This is a genomic window from Mobilicoccus pelagius NBRC 104925 (assembly GCF_000247995.1).
GTDB lineage: Bacteria > Actinomycetota > Actinomycetes > Actinomycetales > Dermatophilaceae > Mobilicoccus > Mobilicoccus pelagius.
In genome coordinates this window covers 37067-49442 of record NZ_BAFE01000093.1, presented here as the reverse complement: position 1 = coordinate 49442, position 12376 = coordinate 37067, and the positions used below count along the sequence as shown (strand labels likewise).

Below are 12376 nucleotides of genomic sequence, written 5' to 3'. Positions count from 1 at the left end.
CTGCGTCCATGACGACGACGTCCGGCACCGATCTCGATCCGCGCACCCCCGTCATCGTGGGGGTGGGGGAGGCCTCCGAGCGGCTCGGCGAGCCGGGGTGCGCGGGTCTGTCGCCGGTGGCGCTCGCCGCGGCGGCGGCGCAGGCGGCGCTCACGGATGCGGCCGTCGCGGCCGACACGGGTGACGCGTCGCAGACGTCCGTCGTGGATCGGCTCGCGCGGGACGTCGACGTCGTCGCGTTCGTGCGGCCGTTCGAGGACTCGGGTCTCGAGGAGCGGTCGCCGCTCGGCCGGGCCGACAACGCGCCGCGCGCGGTGGCGCGGCGGGTCGGTGCGGATCCGGTGCGGGCGGTCCTCGGGGTGGGTGGCGGGCAGTCGCCGCACGACCTCGTCGTCGAGTTCGCGGCGGAGATCGCCGCGGGTCGGGCGAAATCGGCGCTCGTCGTCGGCGCGGAGGCGTTGTCGTCGTCGCGGCACTGGTCGCAGCGCCCCGCGGAGGACCGGCCCCACTGGACGGAGACGGTCGGCGGTGACCTCGAGGACCGCGGGCCGGGGCTCGCCGACATGACATCACCGCGGCAGGCCGCTCTCGGCCTGGACCACGCGCCGCCGGCCTACGCCCTCTTCGAGAACGCCCGGCGGGCCCGCCTCGGCCTCCCGCGCGAGGCATACGCCCGCACGATGGGGGAGCTCTTCGCGCCGTTCACGGAGGTCGCGGCGACGAACCCGCACGCGGCGGCACCCACGCGGCGCAGCGCGGAGGAGCTCGTCACCGTGACGGAGCGCAACCGGCTCGTCGCCGAGCCGTACCCGCGGTTCGTCGTCGCCCGGGACCAGGTGAACCAGGGCGCGGCGGTGCTCCTCACATCGCTCGGGCGGGCGCGTGACCTCGGCCTCGATCCGTCCCGGTTCGTGTTCTGCCACGGTCACGCCTCCGTCAAGGAGCGGCCGCTCATGGAGCGGGCCGATCTGTCGACGTCACCCGCGGTGGCGCTCGCCGTCGGCGCGGCCCTCGACGAGGCGGGTCTTGCCGCGGACGATCTCGACGTTCTCGACGTGTACTCGTGCTTCCCGATCGCGGTGACGGTCGTCCGCGAGGCGTTGGGGTTCGCCCCGGACGACCCGCGGGGGTTCACGGTCACCGGTGGTTTGCCGTTCTTCGGCGGGCCGGGCAACGACTACGCGCTGCACTCCCTCGCGCAGGCGGCCGCCCGCCTGCGGGAACGCCCTGGGACGAAGGGTCTCGTCACGGCGAACGGGGGCATCCTGTCGAGCCAGTCGATGGGGGTGTGGTCGAGCGCGCCGGCGCTGTGGCGCCCGGGCCGCGACGACGCCCTCGCCGCTGAGGTCGCCTCGTGGGAGGCCCCGCGGACGACGGACGACCCGCGGGGTGCCGCGCGCGTCGAGACGTTCACCGTCGTCCACGACCGGGACGGCTCGCGGCGTGGCCTCGTCGTCGGACGTCTCGACGACGGCGACCTGCGCTTCCTCGCCCGGGCCGCCGACGACCCGGCCACGTGGGCACTGCTCGACGCCGACCAACCCGTCGGCGCGGCGATGGTCGTGGGGGCGGACGGGCTCGTGCGGGCGGCCGCGGCGGAGACCGACGCCTCGTCGTGACGGCGAGGCGGGCCGACGACGCCGCTCAGGCGGGTCGGTGGGCCTCGACGACGAACTGGAGGGGGAGGCGTTCGGGCCGGTCGTGGAGACGGTAGCCGCCGTCGCCGTCGTCGCACATGAGGTCGGGCCAGGGGCACCAGGCCGACGTCGTCGTCTCCTCGAGGGCGTCGAGCACGAGTCCCGCGCGGAGCAGGGCGGTGACGATCTGGCCGAGGCCGTGGTTCCACTGGTGGTTACGGCCGTGGGTGATCCGGGGTGCGTCGGGGCCGGCGTCGACGTAGCTCGTGTCGTCGTCCCAGGTGAGCGGGTCGGGGAGTTCGAGATAGGGCTGCTCGACCCGCAGTCCGTCGGTGACGTCGTCGCCGATCGTCATGAACATGGGGTGGTCGTCGCGGATGACGAACCGGCCACCCGGCCGGAGGAGCGAGGCGACGATGCGCGCCCAGGCGGTGACGTCGGGGAGCCAGCAGAGGACGCCGAGCGACGTGAAGGCGAGGTCGAAGTCGCCGGTGACGGCCTCGCGGGCGTCGTAGACGTTCGCCTCGACGAACTCGATGTCGGCGCGGACCTCGTCGGCGATCGCTTGGGCCCGGCGGAGTGATTCGCCGGAGAGGTCGAGCCCGACGAGGCGACGGGCGCCGAGACGCGCGAGCCCGACGGTGTCCGTGCCGAGGTGGCACTGGAGGTGGATGACGTCGAGGCCCGTGAGGTCGCCGAGGCGGTCGACGTCGGGCGCGAGGGTGGCGGGCACGGCCTGCGGGTCCGCCAGCAGGTCGGCGATGCCGTAGCCGGCGGCGACGTGGACGGCGGCCCGATCGTCCCAGTTGCGTCGGTTGTCCTCGAAGAGGCGTGCGCGGGAGGGCTGGTCGGGGAAGGCGGGCATCCCTCGACCCTAGCTGCACTGATCGGGGAGGTTGGTTGAGTTGTCGTGACCGCACGGTCATATCGAGTTGCGAGCGTTGCCTGGACGGTTGTCCATCGGCGGCTGCCCTAACCTCGGGCCCATGGGAAATCCCGTGCATCACATCGAGCTGTGGACGTCCGACCTGGCGGCGTCACGGCCGGCGTTCGACCGGGTCCTGAGCGCTCTTGGCTGGCGCGCCGAGCAGGATCCTGACTGGGCGGTGGGCGAGATCTGGCACCACCCCAGTGGTGCTTACATCGTGCTCGAGCAGTCCCCGGACGTCACGGGTCCGCACGAGCGAACCCGGGCAGGTCTCAACCACCTGGCGTTGCGCGTGGAGAGCCGCGCTGCCCTGGACGTACTTCGCGCCCAGGCCTGTGCGAACGGATGGTCCGAGCTGTTCGCAGACCGCTACCCCCACGCCGGGGGACCTGATCACACTGCGCTGTTCATCGAGAACTCCGAGGGCTTCGAGCTCGAGCTCGTCGCCGACTGAACCACCCGCTCGTGCCGCATCGCGGGCGGCTACGCTCGCCCGCTCGTGCCGCGCTGCGGGTTCAGCGGTAGACGTCGGCGCGGTGCTCGATAGCGGTGACGGTGACGACATCGCTGAGGCGGTAGATCACCCGATAGTCACCGCGGCGGGCGCTGTGCAGTCCTTCGAGCTCGAAGCGCAGGGCCTTGCCGACGCGGTGCGGGTTCTCGGCCAAGGGGCCGTAGATGAACTCGCCGGCAGCGGTTGCCACCTTTTCGGGCAACCGCGTCAGGGCGCGCTTGGCCGTGGGGGTCCAAGCGATGGCGTAGGGCTCGGTCATCAGGGGCGGAGGGCGGCGAGGACGTCGTCCTTGCTCAGGACCTCCGCCTGGCCGGCCTGGAGCTCGTCCAGGCTGTTGCGGATCTGTCCGATCAGCTTGGGTCGGCTCACGATCTCGAGCGTCTCCTCGAGAGACGCGAGATCGTCTGCGCTGATGACGACGGCGGCCGGCTTGCCGTGACGCGTGATGACGACGCGGTCGTGCTCACGCGCGACCTGGTCGACGACCTCGGAAAGGCGGTTCTTCACGTCGCGCAGCGCCATGGCAGCATCAGTGAACATGGCTACAAGTGTAGCCATGACCGGATCGCAGTCAACCCACTCTTCTGCCGCCGACGGATCGACCAACGTGTCTGGGCATCACATCTGGCCACGTCCGTGCCTCACCGCGACGTGCTTCCTACCAGCCCCACCGTCCGGGACGCGACGGGCCGACGCCGCGACGGGCCGGCGCGACGGCGGTCCTCACCGGTCGATGCGGTGCGGGCGGGTCGTCGAGGTGATGCTCGCGTTCCCCTGCCGTGAGGGCCCGGCGCGGTCAGCGGCCCCGGGAACGGGAGGCGACCTGCCGGCGCACCCAGCGGGCTCCGGAGCGGAGGGTGGAGACCGGGGAGGTGCGCAGGTCCTCCCAGGCGCCGTCGGGGAGGGCGTAGCGGAAGACCTTGCGCCACACCGACGCGTACTGGCGGTGCAGGGGGCCCGTGACGTAGGGCAGGTCGTAGCGCTCCATGATGTCCCGCACCCGCGTCGCGACCTCGGCGTACCGGTTGCTCGGCAGGTCGGGGTACATGTGGTGCTCGATCTGGTGGGACAGGTTGCCCGTCATGAGGTGAAAGAACGGGCTGCCCGAGAGGTTCGCCGAGCCGAGCATCTGCCGCAGGTACCACTCCCCGCGGGATTCGCCCTCGATGGAGTCGGTCGCGAACGTCGCGACGCCCTCGGGGAAGTGACCGCAGATGATGACGGTGTTCGTCCACAGGTTGCGGGCGAGGTTGGCGGTGAGGTTCGCCGTCATCGTCGACCGCCACGACGGCCCCGACAATGCCGGATGGACGACGTAGTCCCGGACGACGTGACGGGCGATCTTCTTCACCGCCGCGGGGGCATCACGGCGGAAGCGCTCCCGCGACTCCGGGGTGCGCTTCTCCGGTTCGGAGAGGTAACCGACGAGGTCGAGGTCGTAGAACGCGATCGAGTACTGGAAGAACAACGCGTTGAGGACGTTCCACAGCGGCTGCGCGAGGAAAATCGGCCGCCACGGCTGGTCCGCGTCGACGCGGAGGATGCCGTAGCCGAGGTCGTCGTCCTGGCCGATGACGTTCGTGTACGTGTGGTGGAGCTCGTTGTGGCTGTGCTTCCACATGTGCGCCGGGGCGGCGTGGTCCCACTCCCACGTCGAGGAGTGGATCGCCGGGTCACGCATCCAGTCCCACTGGCCGTGCATGACGTTGTGGCCGATCTCCATGTTCTCGAGGATCTTCGCGAGCGTGAGGCCCGCCGTGCCGACGACCCACGCGCCGCGGTGGCGGGAGAACAGGAGGACGAGACGCGAGGACGCCTCCAGGGTGCGCTGGGCGCGGATGAGGCGCCTGATGTACGCGGCGTCGGCGGCGCCGCGGGAGGCGACGATCTCCTCGCGGAGCGCGTCGAGCTCCCGTCCGAGCTCGTCGATCTGCTCCGGCGTGAGGTGCCCGGCCGGGTCGGTGTCGCCCTCGTGCTTGGGGGCCCAGTGGCGTTCCGTCGTCGTGCCGGCGATGCGGGAGGAACGCGTCGGCGTCGGACGCGCGGGGGTGGGGGCAGGCGTGATCTCGTCGGTCGCGTCGGGGGTGTCCGCGAAGGTGCCGTCCTGCGGGGACGTGGGGGTGGGGCGGGGAAGTGTCGTGGTCACGTCGTGCTCCTGTGGTGTCGGGGTCGGGCGGTGGCCCGGGGATGGGGCGCCGGGGTCGCGCGCCGGTGGTCGGACGCCGGTGGTCGGGGCGTGTGGGGCGGGGCCGAGCAGGTGGTCAGCCGTCGATCTCGCAGGCCCCCGCAGGGGCGGAGATGCACGTCTGGACGCGGACGCCGTCGCCGCCTTCGGTGAGCTCGCCGGTGCGGAGGTCGCGGACGACGCCCTCGCGGAGGGGGAGGGCACAGCCGAAGCAGATGCCCATGCGGCAGCCCGAAGGGAGGAGGGCGCCCGCCTCCTCGCCGGAGTCGAGGATGGGGCGGTCGCCGGGGGCGTCGACGGTGAGTCCGGAACGGGTGAAGCTCACCTCGCCGCCCGCGTCGTCGACGACGGCGACGGCGGGTCGGAACCGTTCGACGTGGAGCCGGTCGGCGGAGCCCGCGGCCTCCCAGTGGGCGGTGGCGTCGTCCAGGAGGCCGGTGGGGCCGCACACCCACGTCTGCCGCCGGCGCCAGTCGGGGACGAGGTCGTCGAGCTCGGCGAGGTCGAGGAGACCCGCCTCCGCCGTGTGCCGTTCGACGAGGTGGATGCCGCCCTCCGCGGCGAGGGCCCGCAGTTCGGGGCCGAAGACGACGTCCTCGGCGCGCGGGGCGCTGTGGACGACGGTGGCGTCCTGCACGTGCCAGACGTGGTGACGCAGCATCGCGATGACGGGGGTGATGCCGCTGCCCGCGGTGAGGAAGAGGAGACGACCGGGCGGGACGACGGGGAGGGTGAAGTCGCCGGTCGCCTGGTCGAGGACGAGGAGGTCGCCGGGGCGGGCGTGGTCGACGAGGTGTTCGCTCACCCGACCGCCGGGGAGGCGCTTGACGGTGATCGCGATGGTGCCGCGCGGTGCGTCGGGGCCGTGGGTGAGGGAGTAGGCCCGCCAGTGACGCACTCCGTCGACGTCGACGCCGACGCGGACGTACTGCCCGGGGACGTGGCCCTGCCAGCGGCGACCGGCGCGGATCACGAGCGTCGTGGCGTCGGGGGTCTCGGGGCGGCGTTCGACGATGCGGCCCTGGAGGTCGGCGCCGAACGTGAGGGGGGCGACGAGGCCGAGGTAGTCCCTCGGGAGGAGCGGGGTGGTCGCGAATTGCGCTGCACGGAGGAGGCCGTGCCCCACGCGCCGGGGGATCCCTCTTCCCGCAGGGGAGTTCAGAAGGATGAGCGAGGGCGGTGTAACGGCCATGTGTCCAGCATGTTGGACTGAGGGGGCTAAAGTCTTGACCGAATTATGTGAATGCCTTCCCTCGGATTGATCGCAGAGGACAAGCATGCCTGATTCCGCCCCCGCGGTCCGCCCCGCCCGTCTCGAACTCACCCCCGACCTCGCGGCGCGTCTGCGCGGCGAGCTGGGGCCGCTCGCCGACGAGGCCGTCGACTCGATCATCGCGGAGGTGCCGGCCTACGCCCGCCTCGACTCCCACGACGGCGGTCTGTTGCGGGAGGCGGTGACCCTCGCGCTCGGCGCGTTCCTCACGTTGGTCGGACAGCAGGTCGACGCGTCCGTGCCGATCGCCCCGAGCACATCGGGGGCATACGACCTCGGCCGGGGCGAGGCCCGCAGCGGGCGGAGCCTCGACGCACTCCTCGCCGCCTACCACATCGGGGCGCGCGTGAGTTGGCGTCGCCTCTCCCGGGTGGTCGCGCAGGAGGGGGTGTCGGCGGCGGCGGTGGGGGCGTTCGCGGAGCTCGTGTTCGCGTACATCGACGCGTTGTCGGCGGCGAGCGTCGCCGGTCACTCCGACGAGATCGCGAAGACGGGTCGGGCGCGGGAGCGGTACCTCGACCGTCTCGCCGAGGCGCTCGCGGCGGGGGCGCCGGACGCCGAGCTCGACGCGGCGGCGGAGCGGGCGGTGTGGTCGCCGCCGTCGACGCTCACGGCGGTCGTCCTGCCGGGGGCGTCGGCGACGCAGGTGCGGCATCTCTTCGACGACCGGTCGCTCCTGGGGTCGGGGGAGGCCGTCGGGCTCGACGACGACACGGCCGTGCTCTTCGTGCCGGACGTGCGGGATCGCGCGCGGGTGCGGCGCATCCTCGCCGAGCACGGCGCGTCGATCGGCCCGGCGCGGCCGTGGCGGGAGGCGCGGTGTTCGTTGCTGCGCGCGGTGCGGGGGCGGGGGCTGGCGTCCTGGCCGGGGGAGAGCGTCGACACCGACGATCGTCTCGCCGACCTCGTCCTCACCGCCGACCCCGAGGCGCTCGACGAACTGAGGACGCGGGTGCTCGCGCCGTTGCAGGGGGCGCGGGAGGCGACCCGGCCCGTGCTCGAGGAGACCCTGCGGTCCTGGCTCCTCCACCGGGGCAGGCGCGCCGACGTCGCCGCCGACCTCCACGTCCACCCGCAGACGGTCCGTTACCGGATGGGACTCGTCCGCGACTGCTTCGGCGACGCCCTCGACGACCCCCGCACGGTCCTCGCCCTCGTCGTCGCCCTCGGAGCCCCGAGAGCGCAGCGGTGACGCGGGTGGCCCGGTCCGGGGCGGATTCCCCTGAGACGGCCCTGGTTCGGGCCATGACGGGCCGTTACTCTTCGGCTCACCGTGGACGCAGGGTTCGCGCGTTGTGATGACCGACAGGAGCGCTTCCGATGAACCTCGCCGCCAACCTCGCCGTCACGGCTGCGCGCCTCCCCGACGCGATCGCCGTCAAGATCGACGACGAGGAGTGGACCTACGCACGCCTCGCCGACGCGGCCGCGCGGTTCACGGCCCACCTCCGGTCGACGGGGATCCGCCCCGGTGATCGGATCGCCCTCAGCCTCCCGAACGTCCCCGCGTTCCCGATCGTCTACTACGGCGCCCTCGCGGCGGGGGCGATCGTCATGCCCCTGAACCCGCTGTTCAAGCCCCGCGAGGTCACCTACTACCTCGAGGACGCCGGCGCGTCCCTCCTCGTGTGCCTGCCCGACTCGGACGCGGAGACCTCCGCCCGGGCCCTCGGGGTCGACGTCGTCACGGCCGACGCGTTCTCCGACCTCCTCGCTGCCTGCGAACCCGACACGCGCATCGAGGACCGCGACGAGCGGGACACCGCCGTGCTCCTCTACACCTCCGGGACGACGGGGCGGCCCAAGGGTGCCGAACTCATGCATCTCAATCTCCAGTCGAACCAGCGCGTCACCGGCGACGTCCTCATCCACGCGACGGAGGACGACGTCGTCATGGGGTGTCTTCCCCTCTTCCACGTCTTCGGCATGACGTGCGCGATGAACATGGCGTTCGCGGTGGGGGCGACGCTCACCCTCATCCCTCGTTTCGAACCGGCCAAGGCGCTCGACATGCTGCGCCGCGACCGGGTCACCGTGTTCTTCGGCGTGCCGACCATGTACGGCGCCCTCCTCGCCGCCGCCGGCGCCCTTCCCGAGGGCACCGACCTCGGCATCGACGCCCTCCGCGTCTGCATCAGCGGCGGTGCCTCGATGCCCGTGGAACTCATGCGCCGTTTCGAGGCCCGGTTCGGATGCATGATCCTCGAGGGTTATGGGCTCTCGGAGAGCTCGCCCGCCGCCTCGTTCAACCAGCCGCACGCCGAGCGCAAGCCGGGCTCCGTGGGGTTCCCCGTGCCCGGTGTCGAGATGAAGCTCGTGCCCGTCGCCGTCGAGGGCGACGAGGGCTCCGCTGCGGCCGAGGGTCTCGGCGAGATCGCCATCCGCGGCGAGAACATCATGCGCGGCTACTGGAACAACCCGGAGGCCACGGCCGCCGTGCTCGACGAGGACGGCTGGTTCCGCACGGGCGACATGGGCCGCGTCGACGAGGACGGCTACTACTACATCGTCGACCGGGCGAAGGACCTCATCATCCGCGGCGGGTACAACGTGTACCCCCGGGAGGTCGAGGAGGTCCTCTACGAGCACCCGGCCGTCGCGGAGGTCGCCGTCGTCGGCATGACCCACGAGCAGTACGGCGAGGAGGTCGGCGCCTACGTCGTCGCCCGCGCCGGCCACTCGATCGACGTCGAGGAGCTGCGGGAGTTCGCGAAGGAACGCGTCGCCGCGTACAAATACCCCCGCGTCATCCGCATCCTCGAGGAACTGCCCAAGGGCGCCACGGGCAAGATCCTCAAGCGGGAGCTCCCGCGCGACGTGTGACCCACCTCGGCCTGGGCGGCTCCCGGCGCGACGTCAGGGACGCGGGGTCCTCGACGCCGACCTCGTCGTCGCCGGATCGGGCGGGCGCAGTCGTACAGTGATCCGGAACGCGTCGCCGCGAGGAGGCGGTGGGGCGTCGTCCCACGTGAGGAGGTCGTCATGGCACGGCAGGTGGATGTCCATCCGGTCGACCCCCAGCCGCGAGTGGTGTCGCGGGTGGTGCAGCGGCTCCGGGACGGTGAGGTGATCGCCTACCCGACGAGCTCCGGCTACGCCCTGGGCTGCACGATCGACAACGTCGACGGGCGGGAACGGATGATCCGCATCCGTCACCTGCGCGACGACCACCACTTCACGCTCCTCTGCCGCGACTTCGCGCAGCTCGGGCAGGTCGTCGACGTGTCCAACGCGGTGTTCCGCGCCGTCAAGGCGGCGACGCCGGGGCCGTACACGTTCATCCTCCGTGCGACGCCGGAGGTGCCGCGGCGTCTCTCCCACCCCAAGAAGCACACGGTCGGCGTGCGTATCTCCGACGACCCGCTCGCGCAGGCGCTCCTTGCCGAACTCGGGGAGCCGCTCCTCACGACGACGCTCATCCTCTCCGGCGAGGACACCCCGATGACCGAGGGCTGGATCGTCAAGGACGAACTCGACCATCTCGTCGACATCGTCCTCGACACCGGCGAGTGCGGTGCCGAACCGACGACCGTCGTCGACCTCTCCACCGGCACCGCCGAGGTCCTCCGCCACGGCGCGGGCGACGCCTCCCCGTTCGAGATCGACTGACACGCCGCCACCACCCCGGGCCCGCGACCCGGGGGCATCCGGTGGGAATCACCCCGAAGAACACGGTCGTTCGACTCGATCCTCGTTGTACCCATGCAGGTCACGGCGTGCAGGGTGGGGCTCCGGCGTGCCCGTAGCCTGGTCGGGTGAGACGGGTGAGGATGCGACCGATGCCGGCCCTGCGACGGCAGGACGTGCTCGTGTTCACGGCGAGCCTGCCCGTCCTCGCCCTCGGCGTCGCGCCGGTGTGGCTCGCGGGCGAGTCGATGTGGCGGATCCCCTGCCTCGTCGCGCTCGTGCTCATGCACCTGCCCCTCCTCGTCCGCTCCCGCCTGCCGTGGGTGACATTCGCGGCGACCGCCGTCGGAGCACTCGTGCTCCTCACGTCCCCGGCCCTCCCGCCGTCGGCGACACACCTGCCCGGGGCGTTGCCCCCGGTGCTCCTGCCGAGCGCCGCCCTGTTCGGCGTCGCGATCTACTCCGTCGCCGCCCACGCCCGCACGTACCGCCCGCTCGCCGCGCTCATCGGCGTCGCCGGCGCGGTCGAACTCACCGCCGCCCTGTGGAACGGCCTGCCCTGGCTCCTCGTCCCGTCGATCCCCGAGGCGTGGCGCGTCGCCGTCGGCCTCGGCGGGGCCCTGCTCGTCGCCCTCGCCTACGCGTGCGGCCGGTGGCGTGCCCTCGCCGCCGCCCACGGCGACCTCACCGCCCGCTGGTCGTACGCCTCCGAGGAGAACCACCACCAGCACCTCGACCTCGCCGTCACCCAGCAGCAGGCCCGCATGGCCGGGGAGGTGCAGCGCGCCGTCGCCGCCCACCTCGAGGACATCCTCGACCAGGCCCGGGAGGGACGCCGCGCCGCACGCCGCGCCCCCGGACTCGCCGCCGACGCGCTCGCCGGCATCACGACCTCCGGCGAGGAGGCCCTCGGTCGGGTGCAGTCCCTGCTCTCCCTCCTCGACGCGCCCGACCCGACGAGGTCCTCGACCACCAACCCGTCGTCGCCGTCCTCGCCCCCGAGCACGCCCTCTCGCCGCAGCCGCAGCTCGTCGACCTCCCGCGCCTCATCGACGCGGCCCGCGGGGAGGGCCTCGCCGTCACCCTCGAGATGATCGGCGACCGTCGCGACCTCACCGTCGCCGGGCAGCTGGCGCTCTACCGCACCGTGCAGGAGGCCCTGACGAACACCGCCCGTCACGCCGGCCCCGGCGCCGTCGCGCACGTCGAGTTCGACTGGGAACGGCCCGACTCCGTCGCTGTCGTCGTCGAGGACGAGGTGCCCGGCGCGACCGACCCCGGCGCGGGGGACGCCCTGTTCGGGGACGCCGACCACGTCGAGGGCCGCGGCCTGCGGGTCGTGCGGGAACGCCTCGAATCCCTCGGCGGCGCGCTCGAGGTCGAGCAGATGGAGGACGGCTACCGGGTGCGGGGCGTCGTGCCCCGCGACGCTCAGCTGCTGCCCGGCTGACCCTCACCCGTGCCGGCCTCGGACGCTCCCGCGTCCTCCCGCTCGATCGGGTGCCGCATGACGAGCACGGCCTCGGCAGGGCCACCGATCGGGACGAACACGTGCGGCTGGTCGGCCGCGTACGCGACCTGGCCGCCGGTCTCGATCTTGCGGGGGGTGCTCGCCGATCCCGCCGACAGCACCCCGGCCACGAGCGTGAGGTAACCCCGCGTGCCCGTGCGGGCGGCCGGGCGCCGCACCGTGTCGGTGATGCGCACACGGTGGATCTCCACCTGGACGTCGCCCTCGGTCCACACGTCGAGGACCTCCACCTCGAGTCCCGGCACCGACGTGAGACGGCACCGGCCCCCCGAGACGCGATCACGGAGGAGGTCGGGGACCGGCACTCCGAGTCCCGCCGCGATCTTCGCAAGCGTGTCGAGACTCGGGGTCCGCAGCGTGCGTTCGAGGTCGGTGACGGTGCCACGCCCCACGCCGCTCCGCTCCGAGAGCTCGGCGATAGTGAGCCCCCGCTCCTGCCGTTCGGCGCGGATCCGTGCGCCGAGGCGTTCGACGGCCCTGCCGGTGGACGAATCGGTCATCGGATCCTCTTCTCGCGTGAACGTGCAGGGGCGCCCTCGACAGTACGCGAGCCGTCCGACGGCCCGGGCGACACGCCACCGACCTCGATGTCCGCGACCCCGCGCTCGCCGGTCCTGGGGGCCTGCTGTCGTGGCCCCGATCCCGCGCGCCGGTGGCTCGCTTCGGCCGGGATCCGCGTCG

General features: G+C 72.7%; 13 protein-coding genes. 7 read left to right on the top strand and 6 right to left on the bottom strand.

The annotated features are described in order from the left end of the window. Positions 1–1619, top strand: a 1619-nt coding sequence (locus MOPEL_RS17870) for a TLP1 C-terminal extension domain-containing protein (protein ID WP_217994549.1), incomplete at its 5' end; no start/stop codon positions are given. A 25-nt stretch (positions 1620–1644) separates the two neighbouring features. Here the strand turns inward: MOPEL_RS17870 and MOPEL_RS14355 are convergent. After that, positions 1645–2502: a class I SAM-dependent methyltransferase gene (locus tag MOPEL_RS14355; RefSeq protein ID WP_009483604.1), complete on the bottom strand. Its 858-nt coding sequence runs from the start codon at positions 2500–2502 to the stop codon at positions 1645–1647. A 121-nt stretch (positions 2503–2623) separates the two neighbouring features. Here MOPEL_RS14355 and MOPEL_RS14350 point away from each other — a divergent pair, with 121 nt between their 5' ends. Beyond that, positions 2624–3019 (top strand): VOC family protein, encoded by a 396-nt coding sequence (locus MOPEL_RS14350; RefSeq protein ID WP_040634888.1) that lies wholly within the window; start codon positions 2624–2626, stop codon positions 3017–3019. A 61-nt stretch (positions 3020–3080) separates the two neighbouring features. Here the strand turns inward: MOPEL_RS14350 and MOPEL_RS14345 are convergent, their stop codons facing one another. The 4 genes from MOPEL_RS14345 to MOPEL_RS14330 all read right to left on the bottom strand — a co-directional run bounded on the left by MOPEL_RS14345 (position 3081) and on the right by MOPEL_RS14330 (position 6456). After that, a complete protein-coding gene (locus MOPEL_RS14345; protein ID WP_009483602.1) occupies positions 3081–3338 on the bottom strand; it encodes a type II toxin-antitoxin system RelE family toxin in 258 nt (85 codons plus the stop codon). Further along, positions 3338–3619, bottom strand: coding sequence for a type II toxin-antitoxin system Phd/YefM family antitoxin (locus tag MOPEL_RS14340; protein ID WP_040634887.1), 282 nt, complete (start codon positions 3617–3619; stop codon positions 3338–3340). The genes MOPEL_RS14345 and MOPEL_RS14340 overlap by 1 nt, the downstream gene beginning before the upstream one ends. 256 nt (positions 3620–3875) lie before the next feature. Then, positions 3876–5225 (bottom strand): fatty acid desaturase family protein, encoded by a 1350-nt coding sequence (locus MOPEL_RS14335; RefSeq protein ID WP_009483600.1) that lies wholly within the window; start codon positions 5223–5225, stop codon positions 3876–3878. A gap of 115 nt (positions 5226–5340) precedes the next feature. Beyond that, positions 5341–6456 (bottom strand): ferredoxin reductase, encoded by a 1116-nt coding sequence (locus MOPEL_RS14330; RefSeq protein WP_051992341.1) that lies wholly within the window; start codon positions 6454–6456, stop codon positions 5341–5343. 85 nt (positions 6457–6541) lie between these two features. On the opposite strand from MOPEL_RS14330, the gene MOPEL_RS14325 reads away from it, so the two are divergent. From MOPEL_RS14325 to MOPEL_RS14310, 5 genes are all read left to right on the top strand, one after another. Beyond that, entirely contained in the window at positions 6542–7729 is a 1188-nt protein-coding gene (locus MOPEL_RS14325; RefSeq protein ID WP_009483598.1) for a PucR family transcriptional regulator, read from the top strand. Positions 7730–7857: 128 nt separating this feature from the next. Continuing rightward, positions 7858–9360 (top strand): long-chain-fatty-acid--CoA ligase, encoded by a 1503-nt coding sequence (locus MOPEL_RS14320; protein WP_009483597.1) that lies wholly within the window; start codon positions 7858–7860, stop codon positions 9358–9360. A gap of 159 nt (positions 9361–9519) precedes the next feature. After that, entirely contained in the window at positions 9520–10146 is a 627-nt protein-coding gene (locus MOPEL_RS14315; protein ID WP_009483596.1) for an L-threonylcarbamoyladenylate synthase, read from the top strand. Between the two features lie 170 nt (positions 10147–10316). Then, positions 10317–11258 carry a hypothetical protein gene (locus MOPEL_RS16230; protein ID WP_009483595.1) on the top strand — a complete coding sequence of 314 codons (942 nt, stop codon included), beginning with the start codon at positions 10317–10319 and terminating at the stop codon, positions 11256–11258. Beyond that, positions 11255–11614 carry an ATP-binding protein gene (locus tag MOPEL_RS14310; RefSeq protein ID WP_009483594.1) on the top strand — a complete coding sequence of 120 codons (360 nt, stop codon included), beginning with the start codon at positions 11255–11257 and terminating at the stop codon, positions 11612–11614. Before MOPEL_RS16230 ends, MOPEL_RS14310 begins: the two co-directional genes overlap by 4 nt. On the opposite strand, the gene MOPEL_RS16225 is transcribed toward MOPEL_RS14310, so the two are convergent. After that, positions 11596–12195 carry a helix-turn-helix domain-containing protein gene (locus MOPEL_RS16225; protein ID WP_009483593.1) on the bottom strand — a complete coding sequence of 200 codons (600 nt, stop codon included), beginning with the start codon at positions 12193–12195 and terminating at the stop codon, positions 11596–11598. The two genes, MOPEL_RS14310 and MOPEL_RS16225, sit on opposite strands and share 19 nt — an antisense overlap. Between the last annotated feature and the right edge of the window lie 181 nt (positions 12196–12376).